This is a genomic window from Rhizobium sophoriradicis (assembly GCF_003939025.1).
Classification (GTDB): domain Bacteria; phylum Pseudomonadota; class Alphaproteobacteria; order Rhizobiales; family Rhizobiaceae; genus Rhizobium; species Rhizobium sophoriradicis.
The window spans coordinates 1-24,466 of record NZ_RQIH01000012.1; the positions used below are offsets into that span (position 1 = coordinate 1).

The 24,466-nt window shown below is 60.5% G+C and carries 22 protein-coding genes and 1 pseudogene; 13 read left to right on the plus strand and 10 right to left on the minus strand.

All coding sequences use genetic code 11. The annotated features are described in order from the left end of the window. Positions 1 to 247: 247 nt before the first annotated feature. Positions 248 to 1,786 (minus strand): hypothetical protein, encoded by a 1,539-nt coding sequence (locus EFR00_RS20270; protein ID WP_009996001.1) that lies wholly within the window; start codon positions 1,784 to 1,786, stop codon positions 248 to 250. Positions 1,787 to 2,162: 376 nt separating this feature from the next. Here EFR00_RS20270 and EFR00_RS20275 point away from each other — a divergent pair, with 376 nt between their 5' ends. The 5 genes from EFR00_RS20275 (at position 2,163) to EFR00_RS20295 (ending at position 7,325) form a co-directional block, all read left to right on the plus strand. Further along, a complete protein-coding gene (locus EFR00_RS20275; protein ID WP_009996000.1) occupies positions 2,163 to 2,771 on the plus strand; it encodes a 50S ribosomal protein L25/general stress protein Ctc in 609 nt (202 codons plus the stop codon). A gap of 184 nt (positions 2,772 to 2,955) precedes the next feature. Next, complete coding sequence (locus EFR00_RS20280; protein WP_077990032.1) at positions 2,956 to 5,307, plus strand: EAL domain-containing protein; 2,352 nt, start codon at positions 2,956 to 2,958, stop codon at positions 5,305 to 5,307. Positions 5,308 to 5,331: 24 nt separating this feature from the next. Further along, positions 5,332 to 6,045, plus strand: coding sequence for a substrate-binding periplasmic protein (locus EFR00_RS20285; protein WP_009994643.1), 714 nt, complete (start codon positions 5,332 to 5,334; stop codon positions 6,043 to 6,045). 90 nt (positions 6,046 to 6,135) lie between these two features. Continuing rightward, a complete protein-coding gene (pth, locus tag EFR00_RS20290; protein WP_077990031.1) occupies positions 6,136 to 6,867 on the plus strand; it encodes an aminoacyl-tRNA hydrolase in 732 nt (243 codons plus the stop codon). Next, positions 6,864 to 7,325, plus strand: a complete 462-nt coding sequence (locus EFR00_RS20295; protein WP_009990780.1) for a GNAT family N-acetyltransferase — start codon at positions 6,864 to 6,866, stop codon at positions 7,323 to 7,325. Before pth ends, EFR00_RS20295 begins: the two co-directional genes overlap by 4 nt. A gap of 7 nt (positions 7,326 to 7,332) precedes the next feature. On the opposite strand, the gene clpS is transcribed toward EFR00_RS20295, so the two are convergent. Continuing rightward, complete coding sequence (gene clpS / locus EFR00_RS20300) at positions 7,333 to 7,644, minus strand: ATP-dependent Clp protease adapter ClpS (RefSeq protein ID WP_004680128.1); 312 nt, start codon at positions 7,642 to 7,644, stop codon at positions 7,333 to 7,335. A 324-nt stretch (positions 7,645 to 7,968) separates the two neighbouring features. Here clpS and ychF point away from each other — a divergent pair, with 324 nt between their 5' ends. Continuing rightward, positions 7,969 to 9,072, plus strand: a complete 1,104-nt coding sequence (gene ychF / locus EFR00_RS20305) for a redox-regulated ATPase YchF (protein ID WP_077990030.1) — start codon at positions 7,969 to 7,971, stop codon at positions 9,070 to 9,072. A gap of 19 nt (positions 9,073 to 9,091) precedes the next feature. Here the strand turns inward: ychF and EFR00_RS20310 are convergent, their stop codons facing one another. Next, positions 9,092 to 10,171 carry a hypothetical protein gene (locus tag EFR00_RS20310; RefSeq protein ID WP_077990029.1) on the minus strand — a complete coding sequence of 360 codons (1,080 nt, stop codon included), beginning with the start codon at positions 10,169 to 10,171 and terminating at the stop codon, positions 9,092 to 9,094. Positions 10,172 to 10,365: 194 nt separating this feature from the next. On the opposite strand from EFR00_RS20310, the gene EFR00_RS20315 reads away from it, so the two are divergent. Together EFR00_RS20315 and EFR00_RS20320 are read left to right on the plus strand one after the other, a co-directional pair. After that, positions 10,366 to 10,848 carry a MaoC family dehydratase gene (locus EFR00_RS20315; RefSeq protein WP_077990028.1) on the plus strand — a complete coding sequence of 161 codons (483 nt, stop codon included), beginning with the start codon at positions 10,366 to 10,368 and terminating at the stop codon, positions 10,846 to 10,848. After that, on the plus strand, positions 10,845 to 11,312 hold the full coding sequence (locus tag EFR00_RS20320) for a MaoC family dehydratase (protein ID WP_077990027.1): 468 nt from the start codon (positions 10,845 to 10,847) through the stop codon (positions 11,310 to 11,312). Before EFR00_RS20315 ends, EFR00_RS20320 begins: the two co-directional genes overlap by 4 nt. Positions 11,313 to 11,339: 27 nt before the next feature. Here EFR00_RS20320 and EFR00_RS20325 read toward each other — a convergent pair whose 3' ends face one another. From EFR00_RS20325 to petA, 4 genes are all read right to left on the minus strand, one after another. Further along, a complete protein-coding gene (locus tag EFR00_RS20325; RefSeq protein ID WP_077990026.1) occupies positions 11,340 to 11,885 on the minus strand; it encodes an adenine phosphoribosyltransferase in 546 nt (181 codons plus the stop codon). Positions 11,886 to 12,160: 275 nt separating this feature from the next. Next, positions 12,161 to 13,042, minus strand: a complete 882-nt coding sequence (locus EFR00_RS20330; protein ID WP_038690380.1) for a cytochrome c1 — start codon at positions 13,040 to 13,042, stop codon at positions 12,161 to 12,163. A gap of 25 nt (positions 13,043 to 13,067) precedes the next feature. After that, positions 13,068 to 14,348: a cytochrome b gene (locus tag EFR00_RS20335; RefSeq protein WP_038690382.1), complete on the minus strand. Its 1,281-nt coding sequence runs from the start codon at positions 14,346 to 14,348 to the stop codon at positions 13,068 to 13,070. Between the two features lie 14 nt (positions 14,349 to 14,362). After that, positions 14,363 to 14,941, minus strand: a complete 579-nt coding sequence (gene petA, locus EFR00_RS20340) for a ubiquinol-cytochrome c reductase iron-sulfur subunit (RefSeq protein WP_009982651.1) — start codon at positions 14,939 to 14,941, stop codon at positions 14,363 to 14,365. Between the two features lie 286 nt (positions 14,942 to 15,227). Between petA and EFR00_RS20345 the strand changes: the two genes are divergently transcribed. Continuing rightward, positions 15,228 to 16,160, plus strand: coding sequence for an endonuclease/exonuclease/phosphatase family protein (locus EFR00_RS20345; protein ID WP_077990025.1), 933 nt, complete (start codon positions 15,228 to 15,230; stop codon positions 16,158 to 16,160). Here the strand turns inward: EFR00_RS20345 and EFR00_RS20350 are convergent. Continuing rightward, the gene (locus EFR00_RS20350; RefSeq protein ID WP_077990024.1) at positions 16,116 to 18,029 is read right to left on the minus strand and encodes an ABC transporter ATP-binding protein; all 1,914 of its coding nucleotides are present in this window, start codon (positions 18,027 to 18,029) and stop codon (positions 16,116 to 16,118) included. The two genes, EFR00_RS20345 and EFR00_RS20350, sit on opposite strands and share 45 nt — an antisense overlap. 161 nt (positions 18,030 to 18,190) lie before the next feature. On the opposite strand from EFR00_RS20350, the gene EFR00_RS20355 reads away from it, so the two are divergent. After that, on the plus strand, positions 18,191 to 18,421 hold the full coding sequence (locus tag EFR00_RS20355; protein WP_077990045.1) for a CopG family transcriptional regulator: 231 nt from the start codon (positions 18,191 to 18,193) through the stop codon (positions 18,419 to 18,421). A 94-nt stretch (positions 18,422 to 18,515) separates the two neighbouring features. Here EFR00_RS20355 and EFR00_RS20360 read toward each other — a convergent pair whose 3' ends face one another. After that, positions 18,516 to 20,372: an ABC transporter ATP-binding protein gene (locus EFR00_RS20360; protein ID WP_077990044.1), complete on the minus strand. Its 1,857-nt coding sequence runs from the start codon at positions 20,370 to 20,372 to the stop codon at positions 18,516 to 18,518. A 384-nt stretch (positions 20,373 to 20,756) separates the two neighbouring features. Here EFR00_RS20360 and EFR00_RS20365 point away from each other — a divergent pair. Both EFR00_RS20365 and EFR00_RS20370 read left to right on the plus strand, forming a co-directional pair. After that, positions 20,757 to 21,218 (plus strand): annotated as a pseudogene (locus EFR00_RS20365) (tRNA (cytidine(34)-2'-O)-methyltransferase). Between the two features lie 192 nt (positions 21,219 to 21,410). Beyond that, positions 21,411 to 23,057: a Na/Pi cotransporter family protein gene (locus EFR00_RS20370; protein ID WP_077990023.1), complete on the plus strand. Its 1,647-nt coding sequence runs from the start codon at positions 21,411 to 21,413 to the stop codon at positions 23,055 to 23,057. Positions 23,058 to 23,060: 3 nt separating this feature from the next. On the opposite strand, the gene EFR00_RS20375 is transcribed toward EFR00_RS20370, so the two are convergent. Beyond that, on the minus strand, positions 23,061 to 23,321 hold the full coding sequence (locus EFR00_RS20375; RefSeq protein WP_038690394.1) for a hypothetical protein: 261 nt from the start codon (positions 23,319 to 23,321) through the stop codon (positions 23,061 to 23,063). 177 nt (positions 23,322 to 23,498) lie between these two features. On the opposite strand from EFR00_RS20375, the gene hemF reads away from it, so the two are divergent. Next, positions 23,499 to 24,410 carry an oxygen-dependent coproporphyrinogen oxidase gene (gene hemF / locus EFR00_RS20380; RefSeq protein WP_077990022.1) on the plus strand — a complete coding sequence of 304 codons (912 nt, stop codon included), beginning with the start codon at positions 23,499 to 23,501 and terminating at the stop codon, positions 24,408 to 24,410. Positions 24,411 to 24,466: the final 56 nt, after the last annotated feature.

Genomic DNA, 24,466 nt, shown 5'->3' on the forward strand with positions numbered 1-24,466 from the left:
GCGATATCCGCTCCCACTGCTCGTCCCGAAGGATCAGACGATCCAAAACACCCATGACTGCCTCCAAAAGACAGTCTTGAATCTGATTTGCTCAGCCTTGGGAATCCCAAGAGTCCACACCGCCTAGGGTGGGGCAGCCCGTCGAGATAACCGGACAGCCGTGGCTCAACGCCGAGTCAGAACGGAGTTGGTCAAAACGCTGAAGCCGGCGCAAGGCCGGCCTCTTTCTTATCCCTATTGACGACGCTCAAGGCTGCTGCGGCGGCGCAGGCACCGCGTCCTGGCCCTGCTCCTGCTCCTGGTCTGGCTCCAGCCCCTGGTCTTGATCCGGAGCGTCCGGCCCCTTGACCATCTGGCCGTTGACCGTGACCGCGCCGTCGCGGCTGACGCTGATGTCCCAACGCGAACGACCGTCGGGATCGGTCTTGGCAAAGCCCTTCACCATCATGATGCCGAAGGAGACCTGGTTGAGATCGGGATCGGTCTTGGCAAGTTCCTGAACTGCCGCGATCGTCTTGTCGAGATCGCGCGCCAGGATCGTCGCCTCCATAGAATAGTCCTTTTCGGTGTCGACCCGGCCTTCGATCTTGCCCGTCATATCGACGTCATAAACATCCGACTTGGCGCTGATCTTCGGGAACTCCACCTTGAGAAGGCCGTCGCGGAAGAGCTTCTTCGCCATCTCCTCGCCGGTCTTCTCGGGTGCCTTGTCATTGAAATCCACCGCCATCAGGTCGTTGCCGAAGCTTGCGAAATCCAGGTTCGGAACAGCGACCTGAAAATCGAAATTGGTCGGCATGAATGTCGCGTAGTTTGCCGGCATTCGCGGCGTGTCGAGGCTGATCTCCTGCGCGTTCATGCCGAAGCCGAAACGCATGGCGTCGCTCGGGCCCTCAATGGCGAGGTTGTAGTTGAATGCCTTGGCGCCGCCCTTGCCCATCTCGTTCGTGACGGACAGGTCGTTGACCCCGATCGTCTCGCTGAACAAGGTCAGAAGCGGAAATGCTTCCTTCGCTATTGTCTTTATCTTGTCGGTATCTTCCGAGCTCAATTCCTTCTCATCGAGATGGTCGAGCATGAAGAAGACCATCTCGCGAATCTGCTTCGCCGGCAGGCCGTTCACCTTGGCATCGACATTGATTGAGCCGGCACGAATTTCGATGGGCGGCATTTGCAGGCCGGAAACCTGCTCGACAAAACCAGACATCGACGCGCTGCCGACAAAATCGATGCGTCCGTTGCCGCCTGCACTGTCCGTCGAACTCAGCTTCTGGTCCATGCTGGCGATGGCGGCATGAACTTCCTCGGTTTCAGACTTGCTGGCGACCTTGACGTCCTTGACCGCGAAGGTGCCTGAGCGCAGATAGCTGATTGTTGGGTCGAAAACACCGCTATAGACGATCGAAGCGATGGAATAGGTGAAATTCGTTGTTTTCTGATCCGGGTCTTTAAAATGGCCGGAGACGTTGAAACTGTCGTCACCTTCGATATTCCAAAGCCCATTGTCGAGCGGCGTGGCGAATGTCGAGAACGGGGTAAGACCGTTGATGGTGAAGGTCGCCGGATCGACTTTTGCAAGCAGCTTCGCCAGATCATAGATGATCTCGTAGCGCGTGCCCGCCGGATTGACGGTGATGAAGCCGCTCTTCGCCAGATCATCTGGAAGCAACTTTGTCAGAGTGTCCCTGACGGTGTTGGCGCCATCCTGATTGATCTCCACGGCCTCGGCCGTGGTAAAAACGCAAAGGGCAAGCAAGCTCGTTGCCGTGACAAGTTTGAGACGCATAGTCTGGTTTCTCCTCAGCCGCTTTTTGAGCGGCCATCCAAAGATGCGAAGCCCGGCGATGTCAAGCCAAGTGGCCCTGGACGGACGCGGTTTTGAAGTGATTTCATGAGGTTCGTATCTTTGAGCCGAAGCCCGGCCTACGCTTGTTGATGTCGCCGGGGCTCATTCCCAGCCATGGCCGGTGACGCCTGCGAGGGCGGCAGCCTCGCCGCAATCAGCAACTTGCGTTTCCGAGCGACTTATAATATAGGCCACCGGTCCGTGTAGACACCCTTGGAGGCAACGCGGATGAGGATGGGGAAACCCGCCTCTGGTTCGACGGAACAAGGCTTTTGCCCGCCGACGAACTCTCCAAATAACCTCGAAAGGAATAGCCATGAGCCAGGAAACTTACGAGCTCAAGGCCGAGGCGCGCGAACGGGTTGGTAAGGGGTCCGCCCGTGAACTTCGCCGCAACGGTTTCATTCCCGCTGTCATCTATGGTGACAAGCAGGCCCCCATTGCCATCGCTCTCAACACCAATGAGGTGACGAAGCGCATCCACGCCGGCGGTTTCATGACGACCGTCGCGACCATCGAAGTCGACGGCAAGAAGTACAAGGTTCTGCCGAAGGACTACCAGCTCGATCCGGTCCGCGATTTCACGATGCATGTCGATTTCCTCCGCGTCTCCGGCAACACTCAGGTGACCGTCGAAATCCCCGTTCACTTCATCAACGAAGAGAAGTCCCAGGGCCTCAAGGTCGGTGGCGTTCTGAACATCGTCCGCCACTCGGTCGAAGTTCATTGCCCGGCCGATGCGATCCCGGAATTCTTCGACATTGACCTCAGCGGCAAGAAGATCGGCGATAGTATCCACATTTCGGAAGTCACCCTGCCGAAGGGCGTGACCACGGTCATCGACCGCGACTTCACGATCGCGACCATCGTCGCTCCGGCTGCCGGTGTCGACGAAAGCGCCGAAGAAGGCGAAACCGAAGCCTGATCGCTTCACTCCATTTATAATACATATGGCCCGCCTCCCCCAGGAAGGCGGGCTTTTCGTTGCCCGCAGACCCCCGTTTCAGCAACATTTAACATATTCGTGAAAGCATGCCTCGTCAGCTGCGAAGAAGCCGGCCCGAACGCGCGACAGCAAATATGGCTGGCCTGGGGGAGTAAACGGAACCATGAACAATTCCGTTGAGAACAGGTTTTTTGGGATTGTTTGCGGAGCGCTGCTTGTTTTTGTCGCTCCTCTCTTTGTTCTCTTTCTTTTTCTTTCTTCGGAGCGGGCCGACAAGGAAATACGCGACCATATCTCGGTTCTTCTTGTCGCCAACGCCCAGGCGCTGGCAAAGCCCCTCTGGGACCTCGATGAAGAAAGCGTCACTCAGATCAGCGCGACGGTCGTTTCCCAGGGCGCCATCGTCAAGGTCGAAGTGCGCGACCAGTCAGGCCAGCTCGACGTCAGCCAGTCCACCATTCCCCGCTCCTTCGACGGCAAGCTCGTGCAGGTGTCGCGTGCCATCATCTACAACACCGTCGATGGCCCGAAGAATCTCGGCAGTATCAGCGTCTACTATCCCACTATCGGCCTGTTTTCCGGTCTGAAGCAGGAAGAGGTCGTCTTCATTTCGATCTTCATCTTCGCAGTTCTGACCGTTTTCGGCACCGCGTTGATCGGCAACCGCTTCTTCGTCATCCAGCCGCTGATGCGGCTGACGGCAGCGATCGAGGCCACCCGCCAGCTCGGCTCCCGCCATCACGTCGACTGGCAGTCGAACGACGAGATGGGACGGCTCGCCCGCAGCTTCAACGAGATGCAGACCAAGCTCGAAAGCGAGGAGAAGGAGCTGAAGCTCGCCCATCGCCGCGCCACCGATATCTACAATCTGACCCCCGCCATGCTCTTCTCGCTCGACGAGGAAGACCGCATCACCGCCGTCAGCGATTATTGGCTGCTTGCCACCGGCTATAATCGCGCCGCCGTCATCGGCCGCAACTTCGCCGATCTCGTCACGGCAAACACCCGCGACAAGTTCGTCAAGCGCCGCCGGGCCGAGAGCGGCATGGCGGTTACCGTCAAGTTCGTCTGCTTGGACGGCCGCACCATGGACGTCCTTATCATGGAATCGGAAGCCGGCGCCGGTGCTCAAGATCGCCTCTCCCTGTCGGTCATGACCGATGTGACCGAGCTCAAGGCGTCCGAGGACCGCAACCATCGCCAGGCAATCACCGATCACCTGACCGGGCTTCTCAACCGCCAGGGTTTTGAAGCCGTGCTCGACAGCAAGATCGCTGCGGCAGACGCCGCCGGCCAGGAGCTCGCCTGCCTCTTCGTCGATCTCGACCGCTTCAAGTGGATCAACGACAATATGGGCCATGCCGCCGGCGACAGGGCATTGATCGAGCTGGTTGCGCGCCTGAAGACCCATCTTGCTCCCTTCGACGAGGCGGCTCGTCTCGGCGGCGACGAATTCGCCATCCTGCTGCCGGCGAAGGACGCCGAAAGGCGCGCCAAGGCGATGTGCGAGCAAATCGCCTCGGTCTTCGAAACGCCATTTGCCCCGGACATGCATCTGAGCGCTTCGATCGGCATCGCCATCTATCCGCATCATGCCGCGACCGCAGCCGAGCTGCTGCAGAAATCCGACATGGCGATGTATGCCAAGAAACGCGACGGCAAGAATGGTGCGCAGCTCTTCGACAATGCCATGCTCGACCGCGCCCGCAGCCGCGCCGAAATCGAGGCCAATATCGAAGCCGGCCTCGTCGACAACTGGTTCGACGCTTTCCTGCAGCCGATCGTCAATCTGAACGGCCGCGGCATTGCCGGTTTCGAGGCGCTGATGCGCCTCAACCATCCGCAGAAGGGCCTGATGCCGCCGGCCGAGATCATCAGCGTCGCCGAAGAAACGGGAAAGATCGTCCGCGTCGGCAACGTCATCATGGAGAAGGCGATCGCCAACCTCGCGAAAATTTCCCGCATATCGGGCATGCAGGACACCTATATCGCCATCAACTTCTCGCCGCTGCAGTTCGAACCGGCGCTGCCGGCCCGGCTTGCCGCGATTGTCGGCCGCCACGGCATCCGCCCCGAACGCATCGTCGTCGAGATCACCGAAGCAGTGCTGATGCATGACAACCCTGAGATCCGCATGATCGTCACGGAGCTTCGCCGCTTCGGCTGCCGCATCGCGCTCGACGATTTCGGCACCGGCTATTCGTCGCTGAGCTACCTCAACCGCTTCCCTGTCGACATCATCAAGATCGACCAGTCCTTTACTCGCGCGATCAATGACGGCGACGATGACGTGCGCCAGAAGAGCCGCATGCTGATCGAAGGCATTACCACCCTCTCCCACAAGATGAACTGCACCGTCATCGCCGAGGGCATCGAGACCGAAGAGGAATGCCGCACGCTCCACCAGATGGGACTGGACTATGGCCAGGGCTACCTCTTCCATCGCCCGCAGCACGCAGCCAAGCTCATCGAGGAACTGATGATGCCGCAATCGGCCGTCGCGCGCGCCTCATAAACGAAGAACGAAGGAGATGATCCGATGAAAAAGCTCCTGCTTCTTGCATGCCTGGCGCTGCCCTGCGCCGCCCATGCGCAGACGATCAATTTCACGACCGAGGATTACGCCCCCTTCAACTATCGCGAAGGCAAGGAGATCAAGGGTGCGACGGTCGAGCAGGTCGAAAAGGTGATGGCCGCGATCGGCGTCGACTATACGATCGAGGTCTTGCCCTGGGCGCGCGCTTTCGGTCTCGCCCGCACGGCGCCGATGACCTGCGTTTTCGCCACCGCCCACAACAGCGCCCGCGACCCGCTGTTCAAATGGATCGAGCCGCTGCTGATCGATCGCAATATCCTGATCACCCGCAAGGGCTCGGGCGTCACCGCCGGCAATCTAGACGAGGCGAAGAAATATACGATCGGCACACAGCGGGAGGACTACACCGAGACGACCCTGAAGGAGAAGGGCTTCACCAAGCTCGACGTCGCCAGCGACTTCAACGCCACGCTGCGCAAGCTGCTGAGCGGCCGCGTCGATATGATGCCGATCTCCGAACTCTATTTCGACAAGCTGAAGGCCGACCAGCCAGTGGAGATGGTGACCGTGCTCTCGGCCCAGCCGATGGGCATTGCCTGCGAAAAAGGCTTTCCGGACGATCTGCGCGCCAAGATGCAATCAGCGCTCGACAAGCTGATCGCCGATGGCGAACAGAAAAAGATCTTCCTGAAATACGGCATGAACCTGTCCGACTGACGCAGCCAGACGGGCCGATGCCCTTTCCGCTTGACTTTGCTCCCATTTCCGGGTGGTGAACGCAGAACAACAAGCAAGGAATGACAGGCCATGCTGATCATCGCGGGTCTCGGCAATCCCGGCGCCAAATACGCCGGCAACCGTCACAATATCGGCTTCATGGCCGTTGACGCCATCCATCGGCGCCACAGCTTTTCGCCCTGGTCGAAGAAGTTCAGGGGCGAGATCGCCGAAGGCGAACTCGCCGGCGAGAAGGTGCTGCTGATCAAGCCGCAGACCTATATGAACCTCTCCGGCGAGGCGGTCGGCGAGGCGATGCGCTTCTACAAGCTCCAGCCGGCCGACCTTGTCGCGATTTATGATGAGCTCGACCTTCCCGCCGGCAAGGCGCGGCTGAAGACCGGTGGCGGCCATGGCGGCCACAACGGCATCAGGTCGCTGGACGCCCATTGCGGCAAGGAATACCGGCGGCTGCGCCTCGGCATCGGCCATCCCGGCGTCAAGGAAATGGTGCAGAACCATGTGCTCGGTGATTTCGCCAAGGCCGACAAGGTCTGGCTCGAACCACTTCTCGACACGCTGGCCGACAATGCCGACATGCTGGTGCGAAACGAGGATTCGCAGCTGATGAACAAGATCGCGCTGGCGCTCGGCGGCAAGGCCGAGGAAGAAAAGCCGCGCAAGGAAGGCAAGGACAGCGAGAAGAAGCTGGCAGGCCAGTCGCATATCCGCCAGGCCCGCAGCAGCAATCAGCCGAAACTCCCCGCCACCGGTCCCATGGCCGAGATGCTGAAGAAGATGTTCGGCAATAAGGGGGAATGAATCCGATGCCGGACCAGGACCTCGCCATCCGTCCCGCAACTGCCGGCGATCTTCCGGGATTGACCGTCCTCTACCGTCATTTGAACCCGACAGATCCGGTTCTCGACAAGGCCCTGGCCGAAGAGCGCTTCTCCGCCATCCTCGCCCAGCCCGGCATGACCCTATTCATCGGCTTTGCCGGCAATCTCGCAGCCGCCACCGTGACGATGATCGTCGTGCCGAACCTGACGCGAGGCGGCGCCTCTTATGCGCTGATCGAAAATGTCGTCACCCATGCCGACCATCGCCGGCGCGGCTATGCCGGTGCCGTCATCGGCCATGCGGTGGAACAGGCCTGGAGGGCCGGCTGTTATAAGGTGATGCTGCTCACCGGCTCGAAGAACCCCGCCACGCTGCGCTTCTACGAGAATTGTGGCTTCGTGCAGGACAAGACCGGCTATCAAATCCGCCGACTCTGAGCCCCGGCTATTCCTCGGGCTCCGTCGTGAACATCAACGGAAAGCCCATCTCCTTGGCAAGGTCGATGCCTTCCTTGGCCTTGGTTTCGGCGATATCCTTGGCGCAGACCACGACCACGCAGGAACCGAGCTTGTGCGCCGTCATCATCACCCGGTAGCCGGTCTCCTCGCTCATGCGGAAGACAACCTTCAGGATGACGATGACGAATTCGCGCGGCGTATAATCGTCGTTGACGAGGATGACCTTGTAGAGCTTCGGCTTGTCCAGCTTCGGCTTCACCTTGGTCTTCGGTTTTAGGGCAACGTCGTTGTCACTCATCGGAAAATCCACCCGTTGATGACATGGTCAGGAATCTTCAAAACAACTAATCATTGTCGATGACGAATTTTCGACGGTGCGCCGTGGCTGCCCTCCTCGATCAGGAGGAAATTGGCCGCCGGGTTGAGGCCGGATGTGCGGCCGGCAGGAGCGACCGTGCATCTGACGAAATCCGCAATGCATCGAAACCGCGATCGGCCTCAAAATAGGCCGGCGCCGTTCCTTGGGCAAGTGAGCAAGGTTAAAAGCTCGCTAAGACTTGACCATATTGCTCCTTTATCCCATAGGCACCAGCAAGAAATTCAAGAACAGCAGGTTTTAGCCATGGGCTTCAAATGCGGCATCGTCGGACTGCCGAACGTCGGCAAATCGACCCTCTTCAACGCGCTCACCAAGACGGCGGCGGCACAGGCGGCGAATTATCCCTTTTGCACGATCGAGCCGAATACCGGCGAAGTCGCCGTACCCGATCCGCGCATGCGCAAGCTTGCCGATATCGCCAAGTCAAAGGAACTTATCCCGACCCGCATCTCCTTCGTCGACATCGCCGGCCTGGTGCGCGGCGCCTCGAAGGGTGAGGGCCTTGGCAACCAGTTCCTCGCTAATATCCGCGAGGTCGACGCCATCGTGCATGTGCTGCGCTGCTTCGAAGACAGCGATATCACCCATGTCGAGGGCCGCATCAATCCCGTTGCCGATGCCGAGACGATCGAGACCGAGTTGATGCTCGCCGATCTCGAAAGCCTGGAACGCCGCACCGAGCAGACGCGCAAGCGTGCCACCGGCAAGGACAAGGAATCGATGGCGATGCTGCCGATCATGGAAGCGTCGCTGAAGCTGCTCAACGAGGGCAAGCCGGTGCGCACGCTGCTGCCGACGCTCGATGCCGAGGAGATCGCCATCCTCAAGGGCCTCAACTTGCTGACCTCGCATCCGGTGCTCTATGTCTGCAACGTCGCCGAAAGCGACGCCTCGACCGGCAACGAATTCACCGAGGCCGTCGCCGCCATGGCCAGGGAACAAGGCGCCGAAACCGTCGTCATCTCGGCGGCGATCGAGGCTGAGGTCGCTCAGCTTCCCGAGGATGAGGCCAAGGAATTCCTCTCCGCCCTCGACCTTGACGAGGCCGGCCTCGACCGGCTGATCCGCGCCGGCTACAAGCTGCTCCACCTCATCACCTATTTCACCGTCGGCCCGAAGGAAACGCGAGCCTGGACGATCGAGCGCGGCACCAAGGCGCCGCAGGCCGCCGGCGTCATCCATTCGGATTTCGAGCGCGGCTTCATCCGCGCCAACACCATCGCCTATGACGATTACATCAAATATAACGGCGAAGTCGGCGCCAAGGATGCCGGCAAGGCGCGCGACGAAGGCAAGGAATACGTCGTCCAGGACGGCGACGTCATCCATTTCCGTTTCAATACCTAAATAAAAGAGCGCTGCCGCCTTAACCCGGCGGCAGCCTGTTTGCGATGGCCGGCGGCAGTGTCCTGAGCACCAGCCGCCGAAGCGGCATCCAGCCGGTGCCGATGATTAATACGATTGCGCCGACAATGATCAGCGTGGTGAAGATGTAGGTGTCGACCGTGGCGCTTCCCTGCCGGAAGACGCCGAAGATCGCAACACCGAGCGACAGCAGTCCCGAAGTGACGAAGGCGCGGCGATCGATGATGAGACCGAGCAGCATCAGCGCCGCCACCGTCGCAACGACGACGGGTGTCCGCGACGACATGTTCGCGACGTCGACAATACGAGTATCTGCTCCGAACGACAGCAGGGAAACGGTGCTATAGAGCAGCGCCGGCGCCGCGCCGAGATGCAGCCAGAAAGCGATATCCGAACGCGTCGTCCGCCGCAGCCGGTCGCCGAGATCGAAATAGAGCGCCAGCGCAAACAATCCGACCGCGCAGATCAGGGCAACCAGCGCCAGCACGGCGGGATGATCGAGGAAAAACGCCGGATTGCCGCTTGCCCACTGTGCCAGGCGCAAAAGCAGGGTGAGGACGAAGGCAAGCACCGACATGATGCAGAGCGCCAGCGAAAGCGGTACGCGGTAGCGAGCATAATAGGCGCCGAGAATGATCGGGAAACCTGCGACGAACTGCGTCGCCTCCGCTCCGAAGGATGTTGCGGTCGGCGTCCACGGCGGGAAAAATCGCGACATCAGCAGGCAAGTCCAGCAGAACAGGGCGATCGTCAGGCTGACGGCCGGCAAAGCGAGCCGCTGGCGGCGCACCAGGATTTCCGAAAGGACGATGATCGCGGGCAGCACGGCATAAAGTGCAGAAAGCCCCCAGAGGCCTGCGAGCGCCACAACGACGCCGATGGTGATCAGCACGTCGTGAAAACCGCGCACGAAGCGCGGCGTCTCCGTGTCCGACCATGCCGGTCCGTCGGCGGCTGCCGGCTGCGGCTCGACAACCGCCACGCCGCGCTCGGTCAGGAAGGGCAGAAGCCGTCCGCCTGCCTCCGGCGAAATCAGCCCCTGGCGCGCAGCCTCGTCGAGTATAGACTTCAGTCCCGTCATGCCGGTTTATCTCCCCGGAATCATTGAGCTCACGCGGATGCTATTGTAAGCACTAGAGCATGATGCCGAAAAGTGTGAGCGGTTTTCGGGCGACACCATGCTCTAACTCTTTAATGTAGAACAGGATTCAGATTTCTAGGCCGATTCGGCCTAAAATCATTCTGTTCTAGGCCCTGCATATGGTGGAGGAGCGAATGTCGGCAGAAAAGTTTTTCTTCGAAGATTTCCCACCCGGCCAGCGCTTCGCCCTAGGTCCGAAGCCGGTGCTTGCCGAGGAGATCATCGAATTTGCCAGGGAATTCGATCCGCAGCCGATGCATCTCGACGAGGCCGCCGGCCGCGCCAGCATCCTCGGCGGGCTCGCCGCCTCCGGCTGGCATACGTCATCGATGCTGATGCGCATGATGGCCGACAGCTACATTCTGAACGCGCACTGCGAGGGCGCTCCGGGCATCGATCTGATGGAATGGCGAAAACCGGTGCTGGCCGGCGACACGCTGGACGGCCACTCGACCGTCCTCGAAGCCCGGCTGATGCGCTCGCGCCTTGGCATTGGCATCGTCAAGTTCCGTCATGTGGTGGAAAATCAGCGCGGCGAACTCGTCTGCCTTTCGGAGAATTCGGTCATGATCCGCACGCGCCCTGAAGACGGTATGGGTCCGGAGGTGTCGCGATGAGAATGTCCGAGCTTTACGCCGTCGGCGAGAAGGCCGAGATCGGCAGATACACTTTTACCGAGGAAAACATCATCCGCTTCGCGACACGTTATGATCCTCAGCGTTTTCATGTCGACAAGGAGGCCGCGAAAAATACCCTCTTCGGCGGCCTCTGCGCCTCCGGCTGGCACACCACCGCCGCTTGGATGCGAACCTTCCTCGCCTTCTGGCAAAGGCAAAGCGTCATGCTCGCCGAAAAGGGCCAGACGTCACCCAAGCTCGGCCCCTCACCCGGCTTTCAGAAACTACAATGGCTGCGGCCCGTCTTTGCGGGCGATGTCGTAACCTATTCCGTCGCCTTCCTCTCCAGCCGGCCGCTCGCGTCGCGGCCGGGCTGGCACCTCAACACGATCCTCTGCGAAGGCGTCAATCAGAATGGCGAGGCTGTGATGCGCTTCGAGAGCGGCGTCCTCGATTTCGACTGACGCCGCTGGTGCCGGGGTGAAGAAGGATCAATGCCCGGAGAATTCGACCAACGTGTGCACGACGACTCCGAGCTCTTCGAGCTTCCTGCGGCCACCGAGATCGGGGAGATCGATGACGAAGCAGGCGCCGACCACCTCCGCGCCGATCTGGCGCAGCAACTTCGTAGCCCCCACCGCCGTGCCGCCTGTGGCGATCAGGTCATCGACCAGGATCACCTTCTCGCCGGGCTGCACCGCATCGCGGTGCATCTCCATCTCGTCGACGCCATATTCGAGGCTGTAGGCGATGCGCACGGTATCGTGCGGCAGCTTGCCCTTCTTGCGGATCGGAACAAAGCCTGAGGAAAGCTGATGCGCCACCGCACCGCCGAGGATGAAGCCGCGCGCCTCCATGCCGGCGATCTTATCGATCTTCGTGCCTGCATAGGGCTGAACAAGTTCGTCGACCGCCCGGCGGAAAGCGCGGGGGTTGCCGAGCAGCGTGGTGATGTCGCGGAAAATGATGCCGGGCTTGGGGTAATCGGGAATGGAGCGAATGCTGGCTGCAAGCTCCGAAATCGTATTTTTGTCCATCGAAAGTCCATATCTGCGAGGCATGAAACCAAAGCGCGCCGCGTCAAACCTGATTCAAGCGACGCGCTTTAGCGCATTTTTTTTGCGTGCTGTCCCGAAAGCGTGGCACACCTCCGGGCGACATGCATTAGAGCATGACGCCGAAAAGTGTGAGCGAGTTCGACGACATCGTGCTCTAACTCATTCGTGTTTCACCCGCACCCTATCAATTGGCGGGAGCGGAACAAACAAAAAAGGCGGCTCGCAAGCCGCCCTTCGAATTCAGAATGGAACGCTCAGTGTTCCTTGTTGGCGTAGATCGAGCGCTTCGTCAGATAGATCAGCACCGTAAAGATCGCCAGGAAGACCATGACCATGAAGCCGGTGCGCTTGCGCTCTTCGAGATGCGGCTCGGCAGCCCACATCAGGAAGGCGGTGACATCCCTCGAATACTGTTCGACGGTCGCCGGCGCGCCATCGTCATAGGTCACCTGGCCATCGGAGAGCGGCTTCGGCATGGCGAGAACGGCAGCAGCATTGAAGTAAGGGTTATAATGTCCACCCTGCGGCACCTGGAAACCCGCCGGCGGCTCTTCATAGCCGGTCAGCAGTGCGTGGATGTAATCCGGGCCGCTTTCCTGATACTGGGTGAAGATGTCGAAGACGAATTGCGGGAAGCCACGCTCGACTGAGCGGGCCTTGGCGATCAGCGAAAAATCGGGCGGAGCCGCGCCATTGTTGGAAGCAGCCGCGGCTTCAGCATTGGGGAAAGGCGACGGGAAGTAATCGGAAGGAACCGCCTTGCGGGTAAACATCTCGCCGCTGGCGTTGGGACCATCCTGGACTTCATAATTCGCGGCGAAGGCCTTCACCTGCGCCTCGGAATAGCCGAGTTCGCCGAGCGTGCGGAAAGGCACGAGCTTCATCGAATGACAGGCTGCACAGACTTCCGTGTAGACCTTGAGGCCGCGCTGGAGCTGGCCCTTGTCGTAGTGGCCGAACGGACCGGCGAAAGACCAATCCTCCTCCTTCGGATGCTTCAGCGGATAATGCGGCGTCTCACCTTCGGCGTGATGGGCCGGAGCCGCACCGTTGGCGGGCGCCTCCTCGGCCAGAGCCGCGCCGCTGAGACCGGCAACGACAGCGAGCGAGAGAATGCTTGCAACAAGCGTTTTCATGTATCTGTTCCCTTCCGTCGCGCGCTTACGCATTGGCCGCTGCGCCGGCGGCAGCTGTCTTGTTGCGCTTCTCGAGCACCGCTTCGGTGATCGAGTTCGGGATGCGGCGCGGCGTCTCGATCAGGCCGAGCACCGGCATGGCAACCAGGAAAAAGGCGAAGTAGAGGAGCGTGCAGACCTGAGAGATCCAGACGAAGTCACCTTCCGCCGGCTGCGATCCGAGCCAGCCGAGGATGATCGCGTTGATCACGAACAGCCAGAAGCAAAGCTTGTACCAGGGACGGTAGACCGCCGAGCGAACCTTGGACGTGTCGAGCCAGGGCAGGAAGAACAGCACGATGATCGCACCGAACATCACCAGCACGCCGCCGAGCTTGGAGTCGATCGGGCCGATGTTGAAGGTGATCGAACGCAGCATCGCGTAGAACGGCAGGAAGTACCATTCCGGAACGATGTGGGCCGGCGTCTTCAACGGGTCGGCCGGGATGTAGTTGTCGGCATGGCCGAGGAAGTTCGGCATGTAGAAGACGAAATAGGCATAGACCAGCAGGAAGACCGATACGCCGAGCGCATCCTTCATCGTCGCATAGGGCGTGAAGCGCACCGTGTCCGTCTTCGTCTTGACCTCGACGCCCGTCGGGTTGGTCTGGCCGGTGACGTGCAGCGCCCAGATGTGCAGGACGACGACGCCGGCGATCATGAAGGGCAGCAGGTAGTGCAGCGAGAAGAAGCGGTTCAGCGTCGGCTGTTCGACGGCAAAGCCGCCGAGCAGGAACTGCTGGAGCGATTCACCGATCATCGGGAAGGCCGAGAAGAAGCCGGTGATGACGGTCGCGCCCCAAAAGGACATCTGGCCCCAGGGCAGGACGTAGCCCATGAAGCCGGTCGCCATCATCAGGAGGTAGATGACGACGCCGAGGATCCAGAGGATTTCACGCGGCGCTTTGTAGGAACCGTAATAGAGGCCGCGGGCGATATGCAGGTAGACGGCGACGAAGAAGAAGGATGCGCCGTTGGCATGCATGTAGCGCAGCAGCCAGCCGTGGTTGACGTCGCGCATGATCTTTTCGACGGAGTTGAATGCAATCATCGTGTCGGCGGCGTAATGCATGGCGAGCACGATGCCCGTCAGGATCTGCACGACCAGCATGACGGAGAGCATGGCTCCGAAGGTATAGGCATAGTTCAGGTTTCGCGGAACCGGATATGCCACGAAGCTGTCATAGACCATGCGCGGCAGCGGCAGGCGCGCATCGACCCATTTCTCGAAGCCGGTTGATGGTTCGTAGCTGGAATGGCCACTCATGAATCAGTCTCCCCTCAACCGATCTTGATTTTGGTATCGGACACGAATGAAAAGGTCGGGATCGCCAGGTTCTCAGGCGCAGGACCCTTCCGGATGCGGCCGGCCGTGTCGTAGACCGAGCCATGGCAGGGACAGAACCAACCATTGTATTCGCCGGCCTGGCCGAGCGGAACGCAGCCGAGATGGGTGCAAGTGCCGATCATGACGATCCAGTTTTCCTTGCCCGCGCCGCCCGAACGGTCGACACCCGTCGCCTGAGCTTCGGCGGGAAGGTTTGCATTGCGGGCAACAGGATCCTTGAGGTCGGCCAGCGGAACATCGGCTGCGGCCTTCACTTCCTCAGGTGTACGATTGCGGATGAAGATCGGCTTGCCGCGCCATTTCACGGTCAAGGACATGCCGGGCTCGAGGCTTGCGACATCGACCTCAATAGAAGCCAGCGCCAGCGTCGACGCATCCGGGCGCATCTGATCGATGAACGGCCACGCAACCGCAGCGGCGCCCACAGCACCCGCCATACCGGTGGTGAGATAAAGGAAATCACGGCGAGTGGGCTCTGTCGAAGCCTCGCTTGTCGTTTCGTGTTCGCTCACGGCTTAACCATCCTCTGCGCAATTATCGCGGAATTCCGCCCTGCCCCCTCTGCCGACGAATCGATCCAGACACAATTCGGCCATAGATTCCCCGGCAATCCGGCGCGTTCTAAGCTTGATCGCAAATTATGTCCAGCCTTGACAAGGGCACGAGGGCACAATGTCGCGGGAAATTTCCGATCAATTTTCTAAGGCAAACACCAGCTCGCGATTATGCTGCATTGCAACAAAAAAGCCGGCGTGATAGGCGCATCGGCAGCCAAGCCAGCGAGCCGGACCAAAGCGAATGAGAGACACGATTTTCTGCGTATTCAGCGTCCTCACCACGTTCGTCCTCGCCATTGTCTCGCTGCGCTACGTCACGAATTTCTATCTGCTTTCCCTCTTTTACAGCTTCCAGGTCCATCTGGCTGTGGCGGCAGCGGCCGCTTCCCTCGCAGCCCTCCTGGTCAAGCGGCACTGGTATGCGCTGCTGACGCTCGCCGTGTCGCTGGTCCTTGCCGTCCATGGCGTGGTGATGGCGCGCGAATTCGTCGAGGCCGCCGTCGAGGAGAGCCGCCCGGCTATCTTCCGGCTGATGTCCTTCAACATCGAGAACGATAATTTCGCAAACGGCCCTGCAATTGCCGACATGGTCATCGCCTCGGGCGCTGACGTCGTCAATATCCTCGAGGCCGAGCCGCTGCTGTCCGAACTGCCGCGGCTCCTGAAGACCTACCCCTATTACGTCGGCTGCGGCATCGGCATGGAGCAATGCGATACGCTCGTCCTGTCGAAGCGCCCGCTCATCGAGCCCCGCATCCGTAACCTCGGCCTCCTCTGGCGCAACCGGCTGACGATTTCGACCATCGATTTCGACGGCCGGAAGGTCAATTTCCTCGCCGCGCACCTGACCAAGCCCTATTACGACGAATTCCACGGCCTGGAAATTGCAGATCTTGCGGAGGTTATTCCCTCCCTGCCGGGACCGCTCGTGCTCGCCGGTGATTTTAACACTTCGATCCTGGCGCCTGACGTGCAGTCTCTTATGCGCAGCCAGGGCCTGGGCACGGTGTCGCTGGAACCCGCGACATGGCCGATCGCAGCAGGCCCCTTCGGCATTCCGATCGACCACATCTTCAGCAAAGCGCCCCTGCGGCTGAAATCGGTCCGCCGCATCGCCGACAGCTATGGATCAAACCATTTTGGCCTCATGGCGGAATTCGCCATCGACCCCTGAGCCGAGATCCTCGTCCGCCGCGAGGAAGCCGCCGGACTGCCGCGCCCAAAGTTCGGCATAGAGCCCGCCCTGGCGAAGCAGTTCGTCGTGGCTGCCCTCCTCGATGATCCGGCCGAGATCGACGACGATCAGCCGGTCGAGCGCAGCGATCGTCGACAGCCGGTGGGGGATCGCAAGCACGGTCTTGCCCTCCATGATCCGATGGAGATTGGACTGGATCGCTTCTTCCACTTCCGAATCGAGCGCCGACGTCGCTTCGTCGAGAACCAGGATCGGCGCGTCCTTCAGCATCACCCGGGCAATGGCGATGCGCTGCCGCTGGCCGCCCGACAATTTGACGCCGCGCTCGCCGACATGTGCATCGAAGCCTCTGCGGCCCTGCTGGTCCTGCAGGCGGGCGATGAAATCGATGGCTTCGGCGCGCCGCGCCGCCTCGATCAGCCGCTCCTCGCCGGCGTCCGGCCGTCCGAACAAGATATTGTCGCGCACTGAACGATGCAGCAGCGAAGTATCCTGGCTGACAACGCCGATCTGCATCCGCAGCGTTTCCTGGGTTACGGCCGATATGTCCTGGCCATCGACGAGGATGCGGCCCTCCTGGAGGTCGTAGAGCCGTAGCAGCAGGTTCATCAACGTCGATTTTCCCGCGCCCGAACGGCCGACAATCCCGACTTTTTCGCCCGGGCGGATGGTCAGGGAGAAGTTCTCGACGACCGGCTGCTGATCCTTGCCATAGCGGAAGGAGACATTCTCGAACCGAATGCCGGGCTGGCGGATCACCAAGCTTTTCGCATCGGCGCGGTCGACGAGCCCGAGTGGCTGGGAGATCAACTCGGCGGCATTCTGGATGGTGCCGAGATTGCGCATGATGCCGTTGAACTGCGTCATCAGCCGTCCGAGCAGGAAATTCAGCCTCAGCACCAGTGCCAGCGAGAATGCCACCGCACCGGAACTGACCATGCCGCGCAGCCAGAGATCTACGCTCAAGCCTGCCATCGTCACGATCATCAGGCCGGAGAGCAGCGCCATCGAGGCCCTGACCCCGGTGATGAACCGCGTGAAGCGCAGCACCGTATCCTGATAGATATCGAAGCCCTGGCGCATGTAGCGGTCGCTCTCTTCGTCGCGGGCAAACAGCTTCAGCGTCTGCATATTGCTGTAGGAATCGACCATCCTGCCGTTCAGCATCGATCCGGCTTCCGCCGTCTCGCGGGAATGATGGCGAATCCGCGGGACGAAGTGGCGGGCAAGCAGGCTGAAGGCGCATAGCCAGAACAGCACGACGGCGGCAAGGGAAAAGTCCAGCCGGGCGACCAGCACCAGCGTCGTGACCGCATATATTCCGACAAACCAGACGCTTTCCATCAGCGAGGTGACGAGATCGCCGGTTGCCTGGCCGGCCGACCAGACCTTGGTGACGATGCGCCCGGAAAAATCGCTCTGAAAGAACGACAATGATTGCCTTGAGACGTGGAGATAAGATTGCCAACGTGCTAGATTGTAGAAGCCCGGGGTGATCACCTGCTGATCGACGAGGGCAATCAGAAAGGCGACGACGAAGCGCACCAGCCCGATCAGGGCGAGCATGCCGAACAGTTCGCCGCCATGGGCCGCGAGAAGACCGCTCCAGCCGGCACCGGGCGTAATACTGGCGAGAATATCGACGAGGCGTCCGACGAACCAGAAAAGTGCGGCTTCGATTGCCGCCGATGCGCCGCCAAGTATGAGCATGGCGATGAACGGCATCCTCGTCTGGCCGATATAGAACCAGATGAAGCCGAGCGTTGCCTGCGGCGGCTGAAGATTGGCGCGCGGGCGGAACGGATCGATCCAGGTCTCGAACAGGCGGAAGATGGGTCGCAGAAACATGGAAGCGATATAGGCGGAATGGGCAGAGCGGCAAAGGGAATGATAAGGGGTCGCAATCTTATATTTTTGTAATGATCGGTAACATCGGCGGCATCGCCATTGATTGCTCGCCAACCGGTCACAATCTGACGATAGGATCGCGCTTCAACGGAGGGAAGGCCATGGAAACGAAAATGCTCGATGCGCATATTCCGCTTCCGCTCGCAGCAAGGTTGGATGCCCTGGCCGCCGACCTGGCGCTGCCGCGCGATCTGATCGTCGCCGAGGCCATCGCCGCCTGGCTCGACACCGAGGAACGCCGCCGCATCAGCACGCTGCGCACGCTCGCGGCCGCCAACACCATTGTGGTCGTCGAACATGACCGGGTGATTGACTGGGCTGACAGTCTTTGAACAGGGGAAACGGCGCCCTGTTCCCTATTGGCAAGTAGAAAACAGTTTAACAACTCAAAAGGCCCTCCCTGCTCTCCCAGGGAGGGCCTTTTGATCATTCCGCCGCCTCTTCCGCCTCTTCCGCATGATCGGAGAGGAAGCCGCCGGACTGACGGTTCCAGAGATCGGCGTAGATGCCGCCATTTTCGATCAGTTCGGTATGCGAGCCGGCTTCGATGATCCGGCCCTTGTCGAGCACGATCAACCGGTCCATCTCGGTCAGCGTCGACAGCCGGTGGGCGATCGCAATCACCGTCTTGCCTTCCATCAGCGCGAAGAGGTTTTCCTGGATCGCTGCCTCGACTTCAGAATCGAGCGCCGAGGTCGCCTCGTCGAGCACCAGGATCGGCGCATCCTTCAGGAAGACGCGAGCGATCGCGATGCGCTGCCGTTGGCCCCCGGACAGCTTGACGCCACGTTCGCCGACCTGCGCGTCGAGCCCTTGGCGCCCCTGCATGTCGACGAGCCCTTCGATGAACTCCCAAGCATTGGCGCGCTTGGCGGCCTCGATCACTTCGGCGTCCGTCGCCTCCGGTCGGCCGTAGGCGATGTTGTCGCGGATCGAGCGATGCAGTAGCGAGGTATCCTGCGTTACTACCCCGATCAGCGAGCGCAGGCTTTCCTGTGAGACGCCGGATATATCCTGGCCATCGATGGTGATGCGGCCGCCCTCCAGGTCGTAGAAGCGCAGCAGCAGGTTCATCAGCGTCGTCTTGCCGGCACCGGAGCGCCCGACGAGACCAACCTTCTCGCCCGCCTTGATGTCGAGCGACAGGTTGTCGATGATGCCCTTGCTCTTGCCGTAGTGGAAGCGGATGCGTTCGTAGTGGATTGCGCCCTTCTTCGCCGTCATGGCAGGCGCACCCGGCTTGTCGACGATGTCGTGCTGCTTGCTCATCATCTCCATGCCGTCGTAGACCGTGCCGATATTCTCGAACAGGGCCGAGACTTCCCACATGATCCATTGCGACATGCCATTGACGCGCATGGCAAGACCGATGGAGATGGCGATCGCACCGACCGAAATCGCACCGTTCAGCCAGAACCAGATCGACAGGCCCGAGACGACAAAGAGCGCGACGCAGTTGTTCACGTAGACGCTGATGTGGAAGAGCGTCACCTTGCGCATCTGCCTGTGCACGGTCTGCAGGAACTCGTCCATGCCCTGCTTGGCATAAACCTCCTCGCGGCCCGCATGCGAAAACAGCTTGACGGTGGCGATGTTCGTGTAGCTGTCGACCACGCGTCCCGTCATCATCGAACGTGCATCCGCCTGCTGCGCCGAGATCTTGCGAAGCTGCGGCACGAAATAAGAGACGATGCTGATATAGATGGCGAGCCAAACGAGGATCGGGATCATCAGTCGCCAGTCGGCGGCCGCAATGACGATGATCATCGTCAGGAAATAGCTGACGACGTAAACGAAGACGTCGAGGACCTTCATCACCGTTTCGCGCACGGCAAGCGAGGTCTGCATCACCTTTGTCGCGACACGCCCGGCAAACTCATTGGCGAAGAACGTCATGCTGTGGCGCAGCAGGAAGCGGTGCATCTGCCAGCGCGCCATCATCGGGTAATTGCCGAGCAGCATCTGGTGCATGATGAGGGAATCCAGGCCGGCCGCCAGCGGCAGGCCGACCAGCACCAGCACCGCCATCCAGAACAACTTGTGGCCTTCCGTCTGCAGGAAGGTGGCGCGGTCGGCATTGGTCAGCCAGTCGACGATGTCGCCAAGAAATTGAAAGAGCGCCACTTCGCCGACGGCGATCGACGCCGTCAGCAACGCCATCAGGCCGAGCCAGGGTGCTGCCGGCTTGCTGTAGTGCCAGCAAAAGGCAAAAAGACCTTTGGGCGGAGCGACAGGCTCCTCGCTCGGAAAGGGATTGAGTCGCTGTTCGAACCAGCCAAACATGAAATTGCTCCGAAACATCAGCGTCTCGGCTCCCGGCTTCGCGCCACCTGAGCGCACTGCAAGCACATATGGGAACCGAACGTTCAAGGGGCGAGGCTGAAACAGCCGCACAATGGATCAAAAGGGGATTTCAGGAAGAAACGCGCACTAGCGGCGCCATGTCGCCTTGATCGGCATCACGGCGGGAAAGCGCATAATGAGCAAAATATTCATGTCGGCCCTCCCTGCTGGCGATTGAAGACGTGCATCGATAACGCGAAAATCGCGAAATTTCCAGCCCCTTAATGGCGTAAATTGACCGTATCTGGGCCAAAATGCGCCCTGTTGCAGCAGAATGCCGGTTGCTTTAGGTGTCTCGCATCCCGACGAAACAAACGGCGCATCATGACCGACCTCAGACTGGCACTCTACCAGCCGGATATAGCAGGCAATACCGGCACGATCCTGCGTCTTGCCGCCTGCCTCGGCTTCGCGGTCGATCTGATCGAGCCCGCCGGCTTCGACGTTTCCGATCGCAACCTGAAACGATAGGGAATGGATTATATCGCCGCCGCCGCGCTGACCCGCCATGTCAGTTGGGATCGCTTCGAAGCATGGCGCGCCACGACCAGCCGCCGCCTGATCCTCGCTTCGACCAAGGCAGCGGATCGCTACTCCGATTTCACCTTCCGTTCAGACGACATCCTGCTTCTCGGCCGGGAAAGCGCCGGCGTCCCGGACCATGTGCATGAAAGGGCCGATGCCCGTATCCTGATCCCTATGGTCGAAGGCCAGCGCTCCATAAACGTCGCCGTCTCGGCCGCGATGATCGTCGGCGAAGCGATGCGCCAGACCGTCTGGACTTGAGCGCGGCCAGCGCGGAATGGGCCCAAGCCCCGGAATGCGTCGGAAATTGGCATTGCCAATCCGCCGGATCGGCCTATATTTATTAGCCGGGCAATCAAAAAATATCGCAGGACGGCTGCGATTTCAGCGGCTTGGAGAGGCGTCACTCAAGCCTGGTCTCGCCAACAGATGAAGGAAGAATAAAAACTAAAAATGGATTCCACGGTCATCATGATCAACCTGCTCGGCGCCGTCGCTTTGCTGCTGTTCGGCCTTGCGCAGGTCAAGGAAGGCGTAACCAGGGCCTTCGGCGCCCGGCTCAGAACAGGACTTGCGACCGGCACGCGCGGTGGTTTTCGGTCCTTTATATCAGGCCTAGTCGCAACCGTCGCTCTACAGAGCTCGACGGCAACAGCATTGATGACTGCCTCTTTCGTAGAGCGTGATCTGATCAGGCCGCGCATGGCGCAGATCGTCCTGCTCGGCGCCAATGTCGGCACCGCCATCACTGCCTGGATTGTCGCCACGGGGATTGAATGGCTCTCTCCTCTGCTAATCCTTGTAGGCATTGTTCTTTGCCGCAGCCGTTCCGGCACGAGCAGCGGCGGCGGTATCGCGCTTGTCGGGATCGGGCTGATGTTATTGTCGTTGCATCTGCTCGGCCTTGCGACGGAGCCGATGCGCACCTCTCCGGCTCTTGCCGCTTTCATCGGCCTGTTGGACGGCGCACTGCCCGTCGCGCTGTTGTTTTCGGCGGCACTTGCGTTCGTGTCGTCGTCGAGCCTCGCGGTCGTGGTCCTCATCCTGTCGCTCGCCTCCGCCGGCCTCATCTCCGCCGAGCTCGTCATCGTGCTGGTGCTCGGCGCCAATCTCGGCGGCGCAATCCCGCCCGTCGTCGCGACCTTGGGCGGCCCGGTTTCGGCCCGGCGCGTGACACTCGGCAATCTCGCCGTCCGCACGCTCGGCTGCCTGATCGCCTTGCCGCTGGCCGGCTATGGCGCCGACCTCATCCAGATGCTGCCCTTCGGCCCGGCTAAGCTGCCGGTCGACGCGCATCTCGCCTTCAATCTTCTGCTGGCCGCTCTCGCCTGGCCCTTCTCGAGACCGCTCTCCACTCTGATGACCCGGCTGGTGCCGGATCAGGCCGAGCCGGACACCGCCCCAAAATATCTGGATGCCCATGAACTTTCGACGCCTGTCATTGCTCTGACCAGCGCCACCCGCGAGGTGCTCGGCATCGGGGACCTCATTGAACGCATGCTGATGCGGGTCTCCGAGGCGTTTGAAGACAACGATTCATCCAAGCTTTCGGAAATTGCGGCCCTCGAAGAGCGTGTCGACAAGCTGCAGCAGGCGGTGAAGGTGTATCTCTCCAAGCTCGGTCGCGACGGCCTCAGCGACGAAAACGCCCGCCGCTCGATCGTCGTCATCGATTATGCGATCAATCTCGAACATATGGGCGACATCATCGAGAAGGGCCTGGCGGAACAGGTGGCGAAGAAGATTTCGCTCGCCCTGAAATTTTCCGAGGACGGCCACCAGGAACTAAGGAAGCTGTTCGATCTGACAATCGACAATCTGCGTGTCGCCCAGACCATCTTCGTCACCCGCGACTTCAATCTCGCGCGTCGGATGATGGAGACGAAGGTCGAGGTGCGCCGGATGGAAAAGCAGTCGGCCGAACATCATCTCGAACGCCTGCGCGACGGCCGTGCCGACAGCCTGCAGACGAGCTCGCTGCATCTCGACATGCTGCGCGACTTGAAGCGGATCAACGCCCATATCGTTTCGGTAGCGCATCCGATCATGGATGAAAGCGGCCTACTGATCGAAAGCCGCGTGCGGCCGGCAGCCGAGTGAGGGTCAATCGGCCGAAGGCAGGCGGCGCATCGTGAACTCGATCCGGTCGCCGTCGAGCTGGCGCCAGCTCTCCACCTCGGTCCAATAGGCCGCTTTCGGATATTCGTCGAACCATTCGCGCGCTTTGGCGCGTGCGTCGATCAAGCCGAGGCAATATGTCTGACGCACGAAATGGTCTTTCTTGCGGGTCGGATTTTCCGCCCGGTGTTTCGCCATTCTGCGCTTCAGGCCGTCGAAGGACGGAGGTCCTGGAATTTTCGCCATCAAACCTACCTCTGCAGAGGAAAGGTAGTATCGAAATCGCTGATTTGCGAGTCGAATCTTGGCTGCCATGCCCGTGCCCGCCGGCTTGGCGAGATGCGGCACCACCTGCTAAACCGGAGGTGCAATCAAGAATGAGCGAGTCGTTTCCCTAGCGGAGGTCGGCCGCTGGAGGCGCAAATGGAAAGACCGGAACTGCCGATCGGCTTGCCCGACGATATCGAGGAGAAGAAGGAGGCCGCCCGCAAGTGGTTCGAAGGGCTGCGCGATACGATCTGCGCCTCCTTCGAGGCTCTTGAAGACGCATTGGAAGGTCCGCTCTCCGATCAGGAGCCCGGCCGCTTCGTCGCCAAGGATTGGTCGCGCGAAAACGGCGCCGACGGCGGCGGCCGGATGTCGATGATGGAAGGGCGCGTCTTCGAGAAGGTCGGCGTCCACACCTCCACGGTGTACGGCGAATTCTCGCCGGAATTCCGTGCGCAGATACCCGGCGCCAAGGACGATCCGCGTTTCTGGGCCTCCGGCATCTCGCTGATCGCCCATCCCGTCAACCCCAATGTCCCGGCCGTGCATATGAACACCCGCATGGTGGTCACCACAAGCCGCTGGTTCGGCGGCGGCGCCGACCTGACGCCGGTGCTGTCGCGCCGCCGCACCCAGGAGGACGAGGACAGCCAGCTCTTCCACAAGGCGATGGAGATCGCCTGCCGCAATCACGCCGTCGCCGACTACCATGCCTACAAGGCCTGGTGCGACGACTATTTCTTCCTGAAGCACCGCAACGAGCCCCGCGGCATCGGCGGCATCTTCTATGACTGGCTGCATTCGAGCGAGGAAACCGGCGGCTGGGACGCTGATTTCGCCTTCACCCGCGATGTCGGCCGGGCCTTCGCCATGGTCTATCCGAAGATCGTTCGTTCCAACTTCAACAAGCTGTGGACGGAAGCCGATCGTGACGAACAATTGATCCGTCGCGGCCGATACGTCGAATTCAATTTGCTGTATGATCGCGGCACGATCTTCGGCCTGAAGACCGGCGGCAACGTCGAGTCCATTCTCTCCTCGCTGCCACCCGTCGTACGCTGGCCGTGAGACTGTGAGATCTCATCGATAAATTCGAACCGAGGGACCTTCATAAAAATTCAGTG

Excerpts from the sequence above, each read along its gene's own strand:
- EFR00_RS20270 (WP_009996001.1), bottom strand. The coding sequence starts at position 1,786 with ATGCGTCTCAAACTTGTCACGGCAACGAGCTTGCTTGCCCTTTGCGTT.
- EFR00_RS20275 (WP_009996000.1), top strand. The coding sequence starts at position 2,163 with ATGAGCCAGGAAACTTACGAGCTCAAGGCCGAGGCGCGCGAACGGGTT.
- EFR00_RS20280 (WP_077990032.1), top strand. The coding sequence starts at position 2,956 with ATGAACAATTCCGTTGAGAACAGGTTTTTTGGGATTGTTTGCGGAGCG.
- EFR00_RS20285 (WP_009994643.1), top strand. The coding sequence starts at position 5,332 with ATGAAAAAGCTCCTGCTTCTTGCATGCCTGGCGCTGCCCTGCGCCGCC.
- pth (WP_077990031.1), top strand. The coding sequence starts at position 6,136 with ATGCTGATCATCGCGGGTCTCGGCAATCCCGGCGCCAAATACGCCGGC.
- EFR00_RS20295 (WP_009990780.1), top strand. The coding sequence starts at position 6,864 with ATGAATCCGATGCCGGACCAGGACCTCGCCATCCGTCCCGCAACTGCC.
- clpS (WP_004680128.1), bottom strand. The coding sequence starts at position 7,644 with ATGAGTGACAACGACGTTGCCCTAAAACCGAAGACCAAGGTGAAGCCG.
- ychF (WP_077990030.1), top strand. The coding sequence starts at position 7,969 with ATGGGCTTCAAATGCGGCATCGTCGGACTGCCGAACGTCGGCAAATCG.
- EFR00_RS20310 (WP_077990029.1), bottom strand. The coding sequence starts at position 10,171 with ATGACGGGACTGAAGTCTATACTCGACGAGGCTGCGCGCCAGGGGCTG.
- EFR00_RS20315 (WP_077990028.1), top strand. The coding sequence starts at position 10,366 with ATGTCGGCAGAAAAGTTTTTCTTCGAAGATTTCCCACCCGGCCAGCGC.
- EFR00_RS20320 (WP_077990027.1), top strand. The coding sequence starts at position 10,845 with ATGAGAATGTCCGAGCTTTACGCCGTCGGCGAGAAGGCCGAGATCGGC.
- EFR00_RS20325 (WP_077990026.1), bottom strand. The coding sequence starts at position 11,885 with ATGGACAAAAATACGATTTCGGAGCTTGCAGCCAGCATTCGCTCCATT.
- EFR00_RS20330 (WP_038690380.1), bottom strand. The coding sequence starts at position 13,042 with ATGAAAACGCTTGTTGCAAGCATTCTCTCGCTCGCTGTCGTTGCCGGT.
- EFR00_RS20335 (WP_038690382.1), bottom strand. The coding sequence starts at position 14,348 with ATGAGTGGCCATTCCAGCTACGAACCATCAACCGGCTTCGAGAAATGG.
- EFR00_RS20345 (WP_077990025.1), top strand. The coding sequence starts at position 15,228 with ATGAGAGACACGATTTTCTGCGTATTCAGCGTCCTCACCACGTTCGTC.
- EFR00_RS20350 (WP_077990024.1), bottom strand. The coding sequence starts at position 18,029 with ATGTTTCTGCGACCCATCTTCCGCCTGTTCGAGACCTGGATCGATCCG.
- EFR00_RS20355 (WP_077990045.1), top strand. The coding sequence starts at position 18,191 with ATGGAAACGAAAATGCTCGATGCGCATATTCCGCTTCCGCTCGCAGCA.
- EFR00_RS20360 (WP_077990044.1), bottom strand. The coding sequence starts at position 20,372 with ATGTTTGGCTGGTTCGAACAGCGACTCAATCCCTTTCCGAGCGAGGAG.
- EFR00_RS20370 (WP_077990023.1), top strand. The coding sequence starts at position 21,411 with ATGGATTCCACGGTCATCATGATCAACCTGCTCGGCGCCGTCGCTTTG.
- EFR00_RS20375 (WP_038690394.1), bottom strand. The coding sequence starts at position 23,321 with ATGGCGAAAATTCCAGGACCTCCGTCCTTCGACGGCCTGAAGCGCAGA.
- hemF (WP_077990022.1), top strand. The coding sequence starts at position 23,499 with ATGGAAAGACCGGAACTGCCGATCGGCTTGCCCGACGATATCGAGGAG.